The organism is Bacillus sp. SH5-2, from assembly GCF_008368905.1.
GTDB classification, from domain to species: Bacteria; Bacillota; Bacilli; order Bacillales; family Bacillaceae_G; genus Bacillus_A; species Bacillus_A luti.
Window position 1 is genome coordinate 145,299 of record NZ_QOSD01000005.1, and the last position, 16,419, is coordinate 161,717.

A 16,419-nucleotide genomic window follows, 5' to 3' on the forward strand; every position below is an offset into this window, starting at 1 on the left:
ATTTTTCTCTTTATACACTTGACTTTCATCCGAAAAAATGTCCTTGAAAACAACTAGGGAAAATATAAGATTTTTGTCAAGGGAAAAATGTATTTTCAAAATTCATTCCTATCATTTTGTTATTCAAAAATAGAATCCAACTCCCTTCTCCCTAAACTGAAAATTCATTTTTTTGTCATTTTTTCAACCTAAACAATTACATAAAAAAATACCGAGAATCAGTTAGATTCTCGGTATTTTTAAATCATTTTGCTGTATGCTTTCTAACAGCTGGTAAAATTTTAGTAGCAATTAATTCGATATTTTTCTCAATTTTTTCAAATGGTACACCACCGAAATCAATTTGTGCCATAAAACGTTGTTGTCCAAATAATTCATATTGATAAAGCATTTTTTCAATGATTTGCTGCGGGCTACCAATCATTAACGCGTCACGGTAATCTAATGCATTTGTAAATTGTTGCTTTGGATATCCCGCGCCACGTAACGCAATCATTCCAGCATTAATGTGAGGATAATATTCACTTAGCGCATCTTGTGAATTTTCTGCTGTATAGAATAAACTCGTTGTTGCAATCGGTAAACTAGCTGGATCAAATCCACTTTGCGCAGCCGCCTCACGATAAGCATCTACTGACACTTTAAAATTAATAGCTGGTCCGCCAAGCGTTGTTATCATCATCGGAACACCTGCGCTCCCTGCTTTAATGGCACTAGCTGGTGGACCACCAACCGCGCGCCAAATTGGTAAGTTATTATTTTTTGCTCTTGGAATAATACCCGCATGTTCAAGTGGTGCTCTGAACTGCCCTTTCCATGTTACATTTTCTTCTTTATTAATTTTCAGTAAAAGATCCATCTTTTCTTCAAATAACTCTTCATAATCATTTACATCGTAACCAAGTAAACTATAACCTCCAATACGAGAACCACGACCAGCTACGATTTCAGCACGTCCATTAGAAATTAAATCAATTGTAGCAAAATCTTCATATACTCGGACTGGATCTGATGTACTTAATATTGTTGCAGAACTCGCTATTTTAATATTTTTCGTTGCTTGTGCAACAGCCCCTAAAATTACTGTGTGAGCTTGCGTTGTAAAATGCGTTTGATGACTTTCACCAACTGCAAATACATCAAGTCCAGCCTCATCTGCTAACTTAGCAGTTTCAATAAGCTCACGAATTCGCTCCCCTGCGCTTAATTTTTTTCCATTATGCGGATTTAAAATATGATCCCCAATTGAATATAATCCAAACTCAATTCCTTTACTTGTATCCATACGGTATTTTTCCATAATTGCTCTCTCCTTTAATTAAGTTGTATTTATTTTTCTAACTCTTTAACTAATCATCACTTGATTAGTCAATTGATGGTTTAAAAAAAAATTACTCTTGTGGTAATTCTTTTTTTTCACTATGCTTATGAACTTTCGTCATTAACTCGTATAGTATTTTCTGCTCTTCTTCATTTAATACGTCATCAAAAAATGATGATTGGAATGCAAGTTGCTCTGGTAATGCTCTTTCTAAAGCCTCTTCCCCTTGCTCTGTAAGACTAATGGTTTTCGTCTTCCAATCTTGTTTTCGTATAATATAGCCTTCTTTTTCAAGGCGAGTTAACATTCGAGAAATACCACCTTGTGTAACAGTAACCTTCTCAGCTAACTCCATTTGCGTTAACGGCTGGTAAGTCCGTATTTGTAAAAGTACATCAAATTGAGCTGTCGTTAAATCAAAACGTTTTAAAAACTCATTTGACATTTGATTACTTTGGTTCGTAAATCGTATTAAACGTAACCATATTAACGATCCTATCGTATTATCACGCATGTTTCATCACTTCCTAGCGTTCATCTTACTATCACTTTACTACGCAAGTGATAAAAAAGCAAGTTAAAATTATTTATACTTTCTTTTCTCTTATATTTATCTGTTTTTTAATAAGTCTCAAAATTCGTCTTACATTTTGATAAAATCAACTAAAAATCAGCGGGAGATACCCCACTGATTTTTAGTTGATTTTATTTTTGTCTATTCCTTTTCTGGCCAAATTTTCGCGTTTGGTTCTAATAACCACTTGTGGTCTTCCTCCATGATACGATCATTCCATGGGTTATTCTCAAGATGTCGAATCATCCAACAAAAATACATCGCATATCCAGGCGCCGTTGCTTGTGGGTGGTCTAGCTCACCCGGGATTGTAATAAAGCTATTATGTACAACGCGATAAGCATCATCACCAACCATTGCACATCCGAATCCCTGCGGCTTGTTAAAGCGATAATAATATACCTCTGGCTGATCATGATGATGCGGTGGATAACTGGACCATCGTCCTGGATAAGAAATAACTTCTCCTACCACCATATTAGAATATGCTGCGTTATTATAGTCAAAAATTGTCCGAATAACACGCTGCGCCGTTCCATCCCATACGCCTTCTCCAGCTACAACACTTTGACACTCATTTGGAGTATACAACTTGGACGCAAATTCTTGGTCATTATCTGTTTTTTGAACAAGCACTTCACTATCTGAAAGAGCAGTAATTGTAACCTTCACATTTTTAGCAACATGTAAACACCAAGGGGTCTCTTCAAAAACAGACTGCCTTTGAATAACTTGTTCCTTTCCTTCCCACTCTAAACGTATTACCCCTTCTAGTAAAAGAACTGCCGTTTCATTCTTATTATCAAATAGCAACTCTTCCTTTCCATTTGACATCTTATATATACCTATATCCATTAACATATCACTACATTGACCGTTCATTTCTGTTAATACATTATACCCTTCTTTTAATTCGCCTAATTTTCCTAACATGACGTTCTCCCCCTTGTTAATTGGATATTTTCTATCATTCTCTGCCTTTTTCAGCTAACTACATTTCGAGTTTCTTCTAACTATTAATGAAGAAAGCTTTTCTCGTTATACTCTGTTTTCGCTTCCGAATATTCGCATATGATTTTTAACGTTTTCGTATGCGGCCTCAATAACATCCTGATGGTACGTAAAGTAATCTGAATAAGGAGTATTCCGAGCTGCGGTGTTAACCACAGTGATTACATTCTGAAATGTTGCTGTTGCTACATTAATTTTACGAACGCCATGCTGAATGCATTGCTTGAAATTCTCTGGACTAATGCCAGAGCCACCATGTAATACTAGTGGAATACGAACTACCTGATTAATTTCCTGTAGGCGGTCTAATCGTAAATCAGGATCTCCATTGTACATACCGTGCGCATTTCCAATCGCAACAGCTAGCGCATCTACGTCTGTTTCTTCCGCAAATCGTTTTGCTTCTTTAGTGCTTGTAAGCAACATTTCAATATCTTCTGATCCGTCCTCACTACCACCTACTCTGCCAATCTCAGCCTCTACTGTCGCTCCGTACTGTTTCGCAAGTTCTACAATTTCTTTTGTCTTTTGAATATTCTCTTCTAACGGATAGTGAGAGCCATCAAACATAACTGAACTAAAACCAATTTCTAACGTCTCTTTGATCTTCTCAAACGTCATACCGTGATCAAAGTGAACTGCTACTGGAACAGCCGCTTTTTTCGCCGCAGCAACCATCAAAGGACCAATCAGATGAATTGGCGAATGATTCAAACGAACTTCCGCAATTTGTAGAATAAGTGGAGCACGCAATTCTTCTGCTGCTTTAATAGCTCCCATTACCATTTCCATATTAGCGACACTGAAAGCCCCTACCCCATAATTCTCTTGATTTGCCTTTATTAAAATATCTTTCATTTGAACTAATGGCATTACACATTCACCTTTTTCAATATTATTTATTAAATAAACACAAATGTCTCGTCTTTTTACTCCTTATGTAAGAGGACAAGTTGATTGCCGAATAATTAACTCCGGGGTAAGAAGCAAACGTTCCTTACAAAGTTCCGGGTGTTTCATCTCTTCAACGAGCATCTCTACTACCCTTGTACCCATTTGCTTCATCGGTTGTGCAATGGTCGTTAACATAGGGGTTGTCGTAGTAGAAAGTACAGTATTATCAAAACCAATAATTGATAAATCTTCAGGGATGTTCAGCCCCTCTTCTTTAGCAACCTTCATGACACCAATGGCCAACAAATCATTACAGGCAAAAATCGCAGTCGGCCTTTCTTGTAGTTTCAAGAGTTGCTTAGCACTCTCATATCCACTTTGAATTGTCGCTTCGGTTTTCACTACATAATCTCGGGGTACAATGATTCCCTCTTCTTTCATAACATCTTTAAAAGCACGTAAGCGAAGCTGATTACTTTTCGCATCCTCTGTAATGATAGCAACCTTCCTATGCTGTAAGGATAGTAAATAGGAAGTAGCTAAATAAGCGCCTTTATAATCATCTACAGTTACAGTGTTGACGGATAGATTGTAGATTTCTGAAGCGATTAAACTAACCGGTACATCCTGCTTTACCATATTCTCTAGTAAACTAGCATTCCTAAAAGCTGAAGCGACAATAAGACCATCAATCCTTTGACGAGTTAACAAGGATAAATACTTCTTTTCTTTCTGTGCATCATTATCCGTATTACATATCATCACATGAAATCCTAGTTCATAGCTTCGGTCCTCAATACTTCTTGCTACTTCAGCAAAAAATGGATTGGAGATGTCAGGGATGAGAAGACCAATCATTTTTGTTTGTTTTCCTGTTAAAGCAGATGCCACGACACTTGGGTGATAATTTAGTTGATCCATAACCTGAAGTACTTTTCTCCTCGTACGCTCACTAATATTTCCAGTCCGGTTGATTACCTTTGAAACAGTTGATATAGATACACCTGCTTCCTCCGCAACACTATAAATTGTTGGTTTCATATGACACCTCCTTTACCTACTACTATATATTCTTTATAAGACATTGGAACTTATGATCTCACAATACGGAAACTAAAGACCTGCTTTTTCTTGTATGAATTTCCGGGCTTTTAATGCGTATTCAAAAGGATTTGCTAAAGCTGGGTCTTGCTCTGCTTCTACTACAAACCACCCTTTATAATCAGAGTTTGCAAGGATAGTAAACACTTCATCAAATACAATTACACCATCCCCAGGAACTGTAAATGCACCATTCTTCACTGCCTGTAAGAAGCTTAATTCATTTTTCTTTACGGCATCTACTACTTCTTGGCGAATATCTTTTAAATGTACGTGTTTAATACGGGGCAAATATTTTTTCAAAATATAAAGCGGTTCTTCTCCTGAAAAAACAAGATGACCTGTATCAAAAAGCAAGGATACAAGCTCTGGATCCGTCATATCCATTAACTTTTCAATTTCTGCCGTTGTTTGAACACCCGTACCCATATGATGGTGGTATACAATATGTAGCCCCTTTTCCTGAGCCAATTTACCGAGATGATGTAACCCATCCGCAAGCTTATCCCACTCTTCTTCTGTAAAAACAGGCTTATTTTTAAATAGCGGTACATCCATTAAGCCTTGAATACTATGTCCTTGCTCTGAAACAACGATGACTTTTGCACCCATATCATGCAAGAAATCTCTATGCTTAATAAATGCTTGTATAGTCTCTTCAAGCGGCTTCGTTGTCAAAAACATGCTAAACCATGCGCTAGCAATCTCCAGGTTTCTTAATTCCAAAGATTTTTTCAATACAATTGTATTTCTCGGATATTTATTACCTACTTCACTTCCATTAAATCCAGCTAGTGCCATCTCACTAATACATTGTTCAAACGTATTTTCTGCCCCTAGTTCTGGCATATCATCATTTGTCCAAGCAATTGGTGCAATTCCAAGCTTAATCGTGTTTTCTTTGAACATCCCCATATCTCTCCTCTTTGTAAATGTAATAAAATCCCACTAAATCCTCTTATCTGTTCGTTAAAAAGAGAGCTTCCTGAACAATATACATGTGGATAAAAAGCTCTCTTTTTGTTCTACTCTAATAAGATCTTGCCTTTCGCAAGTTACTTACTTTACTCTCGTACGCAGCTTGTACACTTTGACTATTAGATGTTTCTGCAACACCTACATGCCACCATGACTCATATCCATCTGTCATTGTTTTTGGTAATACTTTAATATCAATCAATGTAGAAACCGTTTGTTTTTTCGCATCTTCAAGCACTTCCTGTAATTGTTCTATCGATGTAACACGATATGTTTTCACACCATATCCCGCCGCACTAGCTGCAAAATCAATTTTCATAATAGCCCCGTTTAATTTACGAGTTTCCTGGTCTCTGTAGCGAAACTCTGTTCCAAAGCTCCCCATTCCATTGCCCATTTGTAAATTATTAATGCAGCCAAATCCAGAATTATCAAACAATAAAATATTGATTTTTTTATTTTCTTGAAGGCTTGTGACGAGCTCAGAATGAAGCATTTGGTAACTACCATCCCCTACCATTGCATATACTTCCTTCGATGGTTCAGCTAGCTTTGCACCAAGTGCGCCCGCAACCTCATAGCCCATGCAAGAGTATCCATACTCCATATGATACGTATTTGATTGTCTCGATGCCCACATTCTTTGTAAATCACCCGGAAGACTTCCGGCCGCTCCTACGATAATTGCATCTTCATCAAGTAATGTATTAATTTGTCCAATAACTGCAGTCTGTGTTAATTGTGTACCAAGTGCGTCTACATACTCATTTATGTTCTCATCGAAATGACCTTCAACTTCTGGTTTGAAATCTTGGTCTGTAAAGCGAATATTATGTAGGCGTACTAATTCTGTTTCCCAAGCCTCTTTTGCATCAGCGATTTCTGCTGTATAACTAGATTGATAATCAATTGCTTGCAGTTCATCTATTAGAGCAAGAAGCGCTTCTTTCGCATCTGCTATAACCTTCAATGCATCAAGCTTATTCGCATGAAATTCTGAAATGTTAATGTTTAAAAACTCAACTTCCTCATTTTGAAATAATTGTTTAGATGCCGTTGTAAAATCAGTAAATCTCGTCCCGATCCCAATAACAAGATCCGCTTCCTTTGCAATTGTATTAGCTGCTAAATTTCCAGTTACCCCAACGCCACCAAGATTATACGGATGACTGCTTTCAATCGCACTTTTTCCAGCTTGTGTTTCTCCAAATGGAATGTGGAATGTTTCGGCAAACTGTTTTAGTTCTTCTGCCGCTTCTGCGTACCTTACACCACCACCGCAAATCATAACTGGCTTTTTCTTTCTCTTAATCATTTCAACCGCATCAGCTAAGCTGGCTTTTGTAGGTAGGCGTCGTTCAATACGGTGAACACGTTTTTGGAAGAAATAACTTGGAAAATCCCAAGCTTCTCCTTGAACATCTTGTGGTAAACAAATTGTTACAGCTCCTGTATCTGCCGGATTCGTTAAAACACGCATGGCATGAATCATGGCTGTCATCAATTGTTCAGGACGATTTACGCGGTCCCAGTACTTACTTACTGCACGAAAAGCATCATTCGTAGAAATAGATAAGTCATGCGTTTGTTCAATTTGTTGAAGAACAGGGTCAGGTTGTCTCGTTGCAAATACATCGCCTGGAAGTAGTAAAACGGGAATATTGTTTGCAGAAGCCGTTGCAGCAGAGGTAATCATATTTGCCGATCCAGGACCAACAGAAGAAGTACATGCCATAATTTGTTTTCTATGTTTTTGTTTTGCAAAAGCAACCGCAGCATTTGCCATTCCTTGCTCGTTTCTCCCTTGATATACTTTTAATTCGCCTGCGTCTTCTTCTAAAGCTTGACCTAGGCCTACTACATTTCCATGACCAAAAATTGTAAATATCCCCTTAATAAACTTTTGTTGCTCTCCATCAAACTCTACATACTGCTCGTTCAAAAATCTCACCAAGGCTTGCGCCGTGGTCATTCTAACAGTTTGCATATCATTTGCTCCTTTCCATCTCTATCAGTCATTTTGCATATGAAAAAGGAGTATTAGGAATTTGCTAGACTCCTAATACTTCCTTCTTATGTTTTAATACTTCCGTTACTTTCGCTTACAAACAACTAGAGCGATTTTACTTCTCTCTTAATCATTATTTTTCCCAACGAGATGTAAGCATTTTCTTCCTTGTATAAAACTCAACGCCGTCAGTACCATTCGCATGAAGGTCACCATAAAAAGAATCTTTCCAGCCAGAGAACGGGAAGAATGCCATTGGCGCTGGAACCCCAACATTAACACCTAACATACCTGATTCAATTGTTTCACGGAATTGACGTACACTTGCCCCGCTATCTGTATAAATGCAAGCTCCATTCGCAAAGCGAGACTCATTCGCAATTTCAATCGCTTCATCCAATGATTTCACACGAACAATTGATAAAACAGGAGCAAAAATCTCATCTTGCCAGATTTTCATTTCTTTTGTAACATGGTCAAAAATTGTTGGCCCTACGAAGTAACCAGCCCCTTTTACAGCTGCATCCTCGCGTCCATCACGAACTAACGTAGCTCCCTGTTCCACACCTGAATCGATGTAACCAATTGTGCGCTCTTTATGGTTATCACGAATCACTGGTCCTAAAAACACATCTTCATCCAGTCCATTTCCAATTACAATTTTATTTGCTTCTTCTACTAGTCTGTCAACTAATTGATCTGCAATTTCTTCTTCTACTGTTACAACAGAAGCAGCCATACAACGCTCACCAGCTGAACCGAATGCAGCGCTAATAATTTGCTTTGTTGCTAGTTCAAGATTCGCATCATTTAATACAATAGAATGGTTTTTCGCACCAGCTAGTGCTTGAACACGTTTTAAGTTTTCTGTTCCTTTTTTATATACATATTCTGCGACTGGCTGAGAACCTACAAATGAAATTGCCTTCACTAATTTATGTTCAAGAAGACCGTTTACTACATCATGTGCACCATTTACGATATTTAATACACCTTTTGGTAAACCTGCTTCTTCAGCTAATTCAGCTAATTTTGCCGCTAGAAGTGGTGTACGCTCTGAAGGTTTTAATACAAATGTATTACCACAAGCAATTGCAAGTGGGAACATCCAGCATGGAACCATCATCGGGAAGTTAAAAGGTGTAATCCCGCCTATAACACCAATTGGGTAACGATACATACCAGACTCAATACCTGTCGCAATATCAGGAAGCTGTTTTCCCATCATTAATGTAGGAGCACCCGCTGCAAATTCCACACACTCAATACCACGAAGAACTTCACCGTAAGCTTCGTTATAGCTTTTTCCGTTTTCAATCGTAATAAGTTTCGCTAACTCTTCCCAGTTATCTACTAGTAATTGTTGATATTTAAATAGAATACGAGCACGTTTTGGCACAGCTGTTTTGGACCAAAGTTGGAACGCTTTATTTGCTGCTAGTACAGCTTGTTCAACATCTTCTTTCGTTGAAAGTGGTACTTGAGCGATTACCTCTCCTGTTGCAGGATTATATACAGCCTCCATCTTAGTTGAAGAAGATTCTATCCATTCGCCGCCAATGTAGTTTTTTACAATTTGTGTTGTTTGTACTGTCATATTAATTCTCTCCCTTTTATTTAATGTAGAAGCGTCCTTAAGATACGCTCTTCCTAGATTATTGTTTTTGGAACTTTCTATACAATTTCCTCAGCTGTTTCCATGAATGCAGAAATCTCTGCCCTTGTTGGCATTGCATCAGAACAGCTATGTTTGGAAATAACAATCGAAGCCGAAGCCCCTCCTAATCGCATCGCTTGAGGAATCTCAAGCCCTTGCATTAAACCGTAAATAAATGCAGAAGCATATGAATCACCAGCTCCGAACGTCTTTAATACCTTTGTTTTAAAGATACCGCCTCGGTGAGATTGACCGTCTCTCGTATAAGCGATTGAACCATCCCCGCCGTGTTTAATTACGACAATTTTCGCATGATGAGAAAACCATCTTTCAGCTGTAACTTGATCATTAGATTGTTCATAGTTTAATAGTTTTTCCATCATATCGAATTCTTCACGCGTTCCAATAATGACATCAGACTTTTCAGCCGCAAGATTGTAATACACAGCCGTTTCAGCTTCTGACTGCCATGTATACGGGCGGTAATCAACATCAAAAAATACGACTACATCATGCTTACGCGCATATTCTAGCGCTAAAAATACCGCCTCGCGAGAAGGGCTTTTTGCTAAAGCTGTCCCTGAAATTAAGAGTACTTTTGATTGCTTAATATAGTCCTCAGATACTTCTGTTGGATCAAGATTTAAATCTGCAACATTGTCACGATACATTAAAATACTGCAATCTTCAGGACTTTTAATTTCTGTAAAAGCTAGACCAGTCACTGCCCCAGTACGATCAATACAGATCTGATCTGTATTAATATTGTTGTCCTTAAGGTACCCTGTAATAAAGCGGCCCATTTGGTCATCGGACACTTTACCGATAAATCCCGTTTGTAAGCCAAGACGTGCCGTACCTATCGCAATATTGGCAGGAGATCCCCCCACATACTTAGTAAACGTTCTTGTTTCTTCCATAGGACGTTGTGTTTCATTGGCATTTAAATCAACGCATAAACGTCCAACTGCGATAAGATCTAATGGGCAATCTTCTTTAAATATAAGTGGATTCATTATTACTACCTCCCGTTCTTTATGTAAAGGAATGGTTAAGAGTTTTTGATGACCATACTATGCACAACTCTTTAACCACCCATAATTAAGCGTTTTCTTTATTGATTTAATGCGGGCTGTTTATGTTCAATTTGAACAGGTTTTCCTGTTAATAAAGATTCCTTCGCAGCTTTCGCAATTCGTTCTGCTTGTAACCCATCATTACCACTGCAAATAACAGCTTGTCCTTCTATAATTGACTTTGTAAATTGTGTTACTTCTTCAATGTAAGCCTGCGTATAACGCTCTAAGAAGAAATAAAGCGGCTTATCTTTTACAACACCTTCTGTTTTTGACACTTGTACTGTTGTTGGGCAGCAATTATCCGCAGAGACTGCTCCTTTTTCACCAAACACTTCAATACGCTGGTCATATCCATAAACAGCTTGGCGGCTATTATCAATTACCCCTAAAGCTCCATTTGCAAATTTTAATGTGACAATTGCCGTATCAACATCATTTACTTCCTGAATGGATGGATCAATTAATGTTGTTCCATAAGTAAATACTTCAACAACCTCACTATTCATCACATACCTCGCCATATCAAAATCGTGAATCATCATATCCATAAACAATCCACCTGAAGAGCGAACATATTCAATACTTGGCGGCTGTGGATCTCTAGACGTAATTTTTAAAATATGTGGATGTCCCACTTCTCCGTGTTGAATAAGATCATACACTTTCCTGAAGTTAGGATCGAAACGACGGTTAAAACCTACTTGAAGAGATACTTCTTGTTCTTTTACCACTTCTAATGCTTCTAATGTTTCTTCTACGGAAAAACTAACAGGTTTTTCGCAGAAGATATGTTTTTTTGCAAGAGCCGCTTCTTTAATAATTTGCGCATGAGTATTTGTTGGTGAACAAATAAATACAGCATCAATTTCTGGATCTGCTAATAAATCCTGATAGCTAGTTGTCAAAGTGGAAATCCCTTTGTCTTGAGCCCATTTTTCTAAATGATTAATTACTACATCTGAAACCGCCTTAATTTTCACTTGTGGCATAAGCTGTAAATTATCAACATGTAATTTTCCAATTCGTCCAGCACCAATAATCCCAATCGTTAAAACATTCATATGATTTCTCCCTCTTCATTTAAATTTAAGAAACGAAATGAAAGTCTATAAGGTTCAGCGTATTATTTTTAGTTAAGCGCTTTCCCTACTTTTCTTCATTATACATACTAAATCCTAAAATTCAAACAATTTTATTTTTTTATCCAAATTACAAATTTCCTGTACAACAGTACTACAATTCGTTTGAAAATTTATAATAAGAAAGGAGAATCTAAATAATTACAAGTAATCCATTAAAAAACACCGATATAACAAAGAGAATTAAACCCTTTATATAGTAAATTCCCATCTTTAAGTTATTAATTTCTGTTCATACTTACGATTATTTTAGTACCTAATAAGCATATAGGTTGCACCTTTGTGAAAGAAAGTTGTAAATTGTCAAAAAATTTTGTTGACGCTCCTCTTATGTAAGCGTATACTTTTTTTATCAAAAGTAATTAAGCGCTTAACCTAAAAAATAATCGGTGGTGGGAGAATGAACGCAATTGGTTCAAACAAAACATTTATGGACAAGATTGGTATCCCTTCTAATTTAACTTGGGGATACATAGGAATTATTGTTTTTATGATCGGGGACGGTTTAGAGCAGGGATGGTTATCCCCTTATCTCGTTGAAAAAGGTTTAACGTTAGAGCACGCTGCTTTTTTATTTACCATTTATGGAATTACTGTATCTGCTTCTTCTTGGTTTTCAGGGGTATTTGTACAAATGTGGGGACCAAGAAAAGTAATGACATTTGGATTAGTATCATTCATTTTAGGTTCAATTGGTTTCATAGGTATAGGCATTGAAAGCATGAATTATCCCGTTATATTACTTTGCTACGCTCTCAGAGGATTTGGTTATCCGCTATTTGCTTATTCTTTCTTAGTTTGGGTATCTTACAGCACTCCTCAACAAATGCTTTCAAGGGCAGTCGGATGGTTCTGGTTCGTATTCCAGCTTGGTTTAAGTGTTATAGGAGCCTTTTATTCTAGCTATATGGTTCCTAAAATCGGGGAAGTTGCTACTTTATGGAGCGCCTTAATCTTTGTTGTTGTCGGGGGACTATTCTCAATTGTTGTAAATAAAGACAAATTTAAAAAACAACCCGTAAGCGCTAACAAATCAAGCGAATTACTAAAAGGCATTACCATCGCATTTGAAAATCCTAAAGTTGGTATAGGTGGTATTGTTAAAATTATAAACTCGGCCGCTCAATTTGGATTTGTCGTTTTCCTACCTACTTATATGATGAAATTTAATTTTACAATGACTGAATGGCTTCAAATTTGGGGTACTCTATTCTTTGTAAATATGGTGTTTAATATAATTTTTGGTATTGTTGGAGACAAGTTCGGTTGGGTCAATACGATTAAATGGTTCGGGGGAGTAGGATGCGGAATTGTGACACTCGCACTTTATTATGTACCACAACTCGTAGGACATAACTATTGGGTAATATTATTTGTTGCATGTTGCTATGGAGCAACGCTTGCTGGCTATGTACCTCTTACAGCTTTAGTACCATCTTTAGCTCCTGAAAATAAAGGGGCCGCAATGTCTGTTTTAAATTTAGGTTCAGGATTATCTGCCTTTGTTGGTCCATTAGTTGTAACCGCATTCATCGGCCCATTAGGTGTAGGCGGCGTTATGTGGATCTTTGCTGGTTTATACTTCTTTGGTGCATTTTTAACTCATTTCCTTACTATTCCGAAAGAAAATAAAATTAGACAAGATTTAAATACTGAAGGTGGAGAGCAATACTCTGTATAAGTTCTTACTAGAAAGACGGGCATCATAACTGCACATAGTTACGATGCCTTTTTTGTTACTTTCAAATAGGATACTAAAAACAGCTATCATGTAATATCCTTTACCGAGGAGCGCTCTACTAATTGCGGAATAATTGTGATTTTTTGCTTAGCATGGGCCGTCACTTCCATCGTTTTTAGCAGTTGTTCAAACGTACAAGATGCCATTTGTTTAATCGGCTGTTCAATCGTTGTTAACCCAGGATCTGCAATCTCAGCATAAATAGTATTATCAAAGCCGATAATTGATAAATCTTCTGGAATCGAAAGCCCTTGTTTTCTTGCTTCATTCATTAGGCATATAGCAATTAGATCTGTACAAGCAAATACTGCTGTAGGTCTATTAGGTAACTTAAGTAATTCTTTACTCGCACGTTTGCTATCTTCAACTGTAGAATAACAGCTAATTATAGCATCATCATTTAAGGAAACCCCAGAATCCATAAGAGCCTGCTTAAAACCACTTAGTCTCCCTATGCTACTCTTTCTATCTTTCTCCATCATAATCGTTAAAGATTTATGACCTTTCTGTGTTAAATAATGTCCAGCTAGATAGCCTCCCCTCATATCATCAGTTGTCACTACATGAGTTGTGATGGAAGGATGATCTACAGTAAATAAAACAAGTGGTAAATCTCGATTTACTATTTTTTTAACTAGTTTATAATCATTTAGTTCCGTTGCAATAATAATACCATCTACTTGCTTTTTAAATAGTAAATCAATATATTCATGCTCACGTGTTGTTTGATGGTCTGTACTGCATAAAATGAGTGTATACCCTGATTCTCGTGCACTATTTTCAAAAGCTCTTGCTACTTCTGCAAAAAAGGAGTTTGAGATATCTGGAACAAGTACCCCAATCGTATATGTTTTTTTACCTGTTAACGCTGCTGCTACACTACTTGGCTGATAATCTAATTCATCCATTACTTTATTTACTTTGTTTATTGTTTTTTCACTAATACGCCCTGTTTGATTAATTACCTTGGATACAGTCGCGATTGATACACCTGCTTTTTCAGCAACATCATAAATTGTAGGTTTCACTTTGATTGTCCCTTCTTAATCATCTTTGTATTAATATTATTATAAATAAATTTTTCTTTTTGGTACACACATGAAGTTTAATTTAAATCTACAAATACCTCTACTTCTAAGCTCGCTCCCATATACTTGCATAAGGCCCTATTCTAAGTCGCTATTTGAACTAATAAATTTGGCTTTATTAAAATGTTGACTTAAAAATAAATTTTGTTTAAAGAGTTACTGCGTAGATTCATTTCATCATAAAAAGAATCCCTTGAATTTCGAACAAAGATTGATCAAAATTCAAGAGATTTATAATTTATCTTTCAATATTTTATAAAACAGAATAATCATATTTCAGGGGAATTAACCTTCACTTCAAATCCATAATTACTGTGATACATATACTATCTCATATATTGTAATATCCTTCATTTCTTCAATTTCAGGCTTCTCTTCATAAAAATGAAACTGACTATATCCCCATTTATCTGGATTATATACTATCACATTTCCCAAGCAATTTTCTGTATTCTGGATATTATGATTCGAACTGTTAAATTGATTCCCAATCAATGATTCCTTTTGAGAAATACTCCCTGCATATTCAACAACATACCTACTTTTTTTAAAATCATTATTTAGGTTAACAACTAAAGGAACACCTATATTTATTTGCTGCCACCCAAACGATTGTAAAATATTATCGTAATACCCTTCAAATATAAACTTGTTCATCCCTTCATGACCATTCCAAATATATAAAGGGGCATAACAGTTATAGAAATTCCCATCTTTACCTGCCTCAGTAATTAAATACGCCTTAAAATTCAATTCTTGAAAACCATCTGTTTTATACCCATTATCCTTTACCCTTTTTTTAATAATTTCCATGTCATAATCCTTTGGTAAAATGACCTTATATTGCATTCCAATCATGATTATCACTCACTTTCGATCTTATATCCATAATGATAAATCGATGACTGGCCGACGTAAAATAAGTATAAATTATGTTTGGTATCATTTATAATGATACCGTAAAGGGGATGAGATACATGGAAATTAATGATCTTATCATATTCAAAACCGTAGCTAGTGCAGGTTCTATTAGTAAAGCTGCTAAAGAGTTAGGGTATGTTCAACCGAACGTAACTGAGCGAATCAAAAAATTAGAACAAGAGTTAGAAACTCCTTTACTACATAGGGATAACAAAGGTGTTTCTCTGTTACCTTCTGGTGACATTTTATTAGACTACACGAATAAAATATTAACTCTATTAGAAGAAGCAAAAAATGAAATTAAAACGAGCGGTACTTCTTATGTAATAGCGACGTCACAATCTATTTTGACAAATTATTTAAGTAAGCGTATTAAAGTGAATTTCAGAAATTATCAAATATATGTAGAAAGTAGTAGTCATTTGCAAAAATTACTGCAGCAACAAAAAGTTGATATGGTCATAACTTATGAGGATTATCCTGACGCATCGTTTAAAAAAGTGTTCACAACCTCAATTTCTGTAGGCTTATTAAAAGCGAAAGAAAAATGTACCATTGATTATTCAAAAGAAATTTTCTTCGTTAGCAATGACAAAAAGTGCCCTTTTAGGAATAAGACAATACAATTTCTAAAAGAAAACAATCTATCTCAGCGGCAACTTCAACAGTTGGACTCTTATTCGCTTATGGAAGAGTTTATTAATGATGGAAAAGGAATAGCTTTTTTACCGATTAAAAATGATACATTAGTAATAATTGAAGATGTTCCCCTTGAGAATTTAGCTGTTCATTTTTTTACGAATCAAACCTTTAGAAAGCATATCCCTGATGAACTATTTGATTAATAAAATGACTTTGATTACAAACTTTTTTCAAAATAAAAATCCCTCTTTAACGAATATAAAAG

At 36.3% G+C, this 16,419-nt stretch carries 14 protein-coding genes; 2 read left to right on the forward strand and 12 right to left on the reverse strand.

Features of this window, described 5'->3' with window-relative positions; genetic code table 11:
- Window positions 1-244 precede the first annotated feature (244 nt).
- The 10 genes from DN410_RS04830 to iolG all read right to left on the reverse strand — a co-directional run bounded on the left by DN410_RS04830 (window position 245) and on the right by iolG (window position 11,684).
- On the reverse strand, window positions 245-1,300 hold the full coding sequence (locus DN410_RS04830; RefSeq protein WP_149175575.1) for an LLM class flavin-dependent oxidoreductase: 1,056 nt from the start codon (window positions 1,298-1,300) through the stop codon (window positions 245-247).
- Window positions 1,301-1,391: 91 nt separating this feature from the next.
- The gene (locus DN410_RS04835; RefSeq protein ID WP_149175576.1) at window positions 1,392-1,835 is read right to left on the reverse strand and encodes a MarR family winged helix-turn-helix transcriptional regulator; all 444 of its coding nucleotides are present in this window, start codon (window positions 1,833-1,835) and stop codon (window positions 1,392-1,394) included.
- 201 nt (window positions 1,836-2,036) lie between these two features.
- On the reverse strand, window positions 2,037-2,828 hold the full coding sequence (locus DN410_RS04840; protein ID WP_149175577.1) for a 5-deoxy-glucuronate isomerase: 792 nt from the start codon (window positions 2,826-2,828) through the stop codon (window positions 2,037-2,039).
- Between the two features lie 105 nt (window positions 2,829-2,933).
- Window positions 2,934-3,779: a class II fructose-bisphosphate aldolase gene (locus DN410_RS04845; protein WP_149175578.1), complete on the reverse strand. Its 846-nt coding sequence runs from the start codon at window positions 3,777-3,779 to the stop codon at window positions 2,934-2,936.
- Window positions 3,780-3,842: 63 nt separating this feature from the next.
- A complete protein-coding gene (locus DN410_RS04850) occupies window positions 3,843-4,841 on the reverse strand; it encodes a LacI family DNA-binding transcriptional regulator (protein ID WP_149175579.1) in 999 nt (332 codons plus the stop codon).
- Between the two features lie 72 nt (window positions 4,842-4,913).
- Complete coding sequence (gene iolE / locus DN410_RS04855) at window positions 4,914-5,810, reverse strand: myo-inosose-2 dehydratase (protein WP_149175580.1); 897 nt, start codon at window positions 5,808-5,810, stop codon at window positions 4,914-4,916.
- Window positions 5,811-5,931: 121 nt separating this feature from the next.
- Window positions 5,932-7,866 carry a 3D-(3,5/4)-trihydroxycyclohexane-1,2-dione acylhydrolase (decyclizing) gene (gene iolD / locus DN410_RS04860; protein ID WP_149175581.1) on the reverse strand — a complete coding sequence of 645 codons (1,935 nt, stop codon included), beginning with the start codon at window positions 7,864-7,866 and terminating at the stop codon, window positions 5,932-5,934.
- 154 nt (window positions 7,867-8,020) lie between these two features.
- Window positions 8,021-9,484, reverse strand: coding sequence for a CoA-acylating methylmalonate-semialdehyde dehydrogenase (locus tag DN410_RS04865; RefSeq protein ID WP_149175582.1), 1,464 nt, complete (start codon window positions 9,482-9,484; stop codon window positions 8,021-8,023).
- A gap of 77 nt (window positions 9,485-9,561) precedes the next feature.
- The gene (gene iolC, locus DN410_RS04870) at window positions 9,562-10,560 is read right to left on the reverse strand and encodes a 5-dehydro-2-deoxygluconokinase (protein ID WP_149175583.1); all 999 of its coding nucleotides are present in this window, start codon (window positions 10,558-10,560) and stop codon (window positions 9,562-9,564) included.
- 98 nt (window positions 10,561-10,658) lie between these two features.
- A complete protein-coding gene (gene iolG / locus DN410_RS04875) occupies window positions 10,659-11,684 on the reverse strand; it encodes an inositol 2-dehydrogenase (RefSeq protein ID WP_149175584.1) in 1,026 nt (341 codons plus the stop codon).
- A 478-nt stretch (window positions 11,685-12,162) separates the two neighbouring features.
- On the opposite strand from iolG, the gene DN410_RS04880 reads away from it, so the two are divergent.
- Window positions 12,163-13,443, forward strand: a complete 1,281-nt coding sequence (locus DN410_RS04880) for an MFS transporter (RefSeq protein WP_149175585.1) — start codon at window positions 12,163-12,165, stop codon at window positions 13,441-13,443.
- 86 nt (window positions 13,444-13,529) lie between these two features.
- Here the strand turns inward: DN410_RS04880 and DN410_RS04885 are convergent, their stop codons facing one another.
- A complete protein-coding gene (locus tag DN410_RS04885) occupies window positions 13,530-14,531 on the reverse strand; it encodes a LacI family DNA-binding transcriptional regulator (RefSeq protein ID WP_071712491.1) in 1,002 nt (333 codons plus the stop codon).
- Between the two features lie 369 nt (window positions 14,532-14,900).
- Window positions 14,901-15,449, reverse strand: a complete 549-nt coding sequence (locus DN410_RS04890; protein WP_149175586.1) for a DUF4865 family protein — start codon at window positions 15,447-15,449, stop codon at window positions 14,901-14,903.
- 119 nt (window positions 15,450-15,568) lie between these two features.
- Between DN410_RS04890 and DN410_RS04895 the strand changes: the two genes are divergently transcribed.
- On the forward strand, window positions 15,569-16,357 hold the full coding sequence (locus tag DN410_RS04895) for a LysR family transcriptional regulator (RefSeq protein ID WP_149175587.1): 789 nt from the start codon (window positions 15,569-15,571) through the stop codon (window positions 16,355-16,357).
- The last annotated feature ends 62 nt before the right edge of the window (window positions 16,358-16,419 follow it).

What these genes read in the sequence shown, in the direction of transcription:
- DN410_RS04850 (WP_149175579.1), bottom strand. Translation starts at nt 4,841, where the DNA reads ATGAAACCAACAATTTATAGTGTTGCGGAGGAAGCAGGTGTATCTATA.
- iolG (WP_149175584.1), bottom strand. Translation starts at nt 11,684, where the DNA reads ATGAATGTTTTAACGATTGGGATTATTGGTGCTGGACGAATTGGAAAA.
- DN410_RS04840 (WP_149175577.1), bottom strand. Translation starts at nt 2,828, where the DNA reads ATGTTAGGAAAATTAGGCGAATTAAAAGAAGGGTATAATGTATTAACA.
- iolE (WP_149175580.1), bottom strand. Translation starts at nt 5,810, where the DNA reads ATGTTCAAAGAAAACACGATTAAGCTTGGAATTGCACCAATTGCTTGG.
- DN410_RS04830 (WP_149175575.1), bottom strand. Translation starts at nt 1,300, where the DNA reads ATGGAAAAATACCGTATGGATACAAGTAAAGGAATTGAGTTTGGATTA.
- DN410_RS04880 (WP_149175585.1), top strand. Translation starts at nt 12,163, where the DNA reads ATGAACGCAATTGGTTCAAACAAAACATTTATGGACAAGATTGGTATC.
- DN410_RS04895 (WP_149175587.1), top strand. Translation starts at nt 15,569, where the DNA reads ATGGAAATTAATGATCTTATCATATTCAAAACCGTAGCTAGTGCAGGT.
- DN410_RS04890 (WP_149175586.1), bottom strand. Translation starts at nt 15,449, where the DNA reads ATGATTGGAATGCAATATAAGGTCATTTTACCAAAGGATTATGACATG.
- iolD (WP_149175581.1), bottom strand. Translation starts at nt 7,866, where the DNA reads ATGCAAACTGTTAGAATGACCACGGCGCAAGCCTTGGTGAGATTTTTG.
- DN410_RS04835 (WP_149175576.1), bottom strand. Translation starts at nt 1,835, where the DNA reads ATGCGTGATAATACGATAGGATCGTTAATATGGTTACGTTTAATACGA.
- DN410_RS04865 (WP_149175582.1), bottom strand. Translation starts at nt 9,484, where the DNA reads ATGACAGTACAAACAACACAAATTGTAAAAAACTACATTGGCGGCGAA.
- iolC (WP_149175583.1), bottom strand. Translation starts at nt 10,560, where the DNA reads ATGAATCCACTTATATTTAAAGAAGATTGCCCATTAGATCTTATCGCA.
- DN410_RS04845 (WP_149175578.1), bottom strand. Translation starts at nt 3,779, where the DNA reads ATGCCATTAGTTCAAATGAAAGATATTTTAATAAAGGCAAATCAAGAG.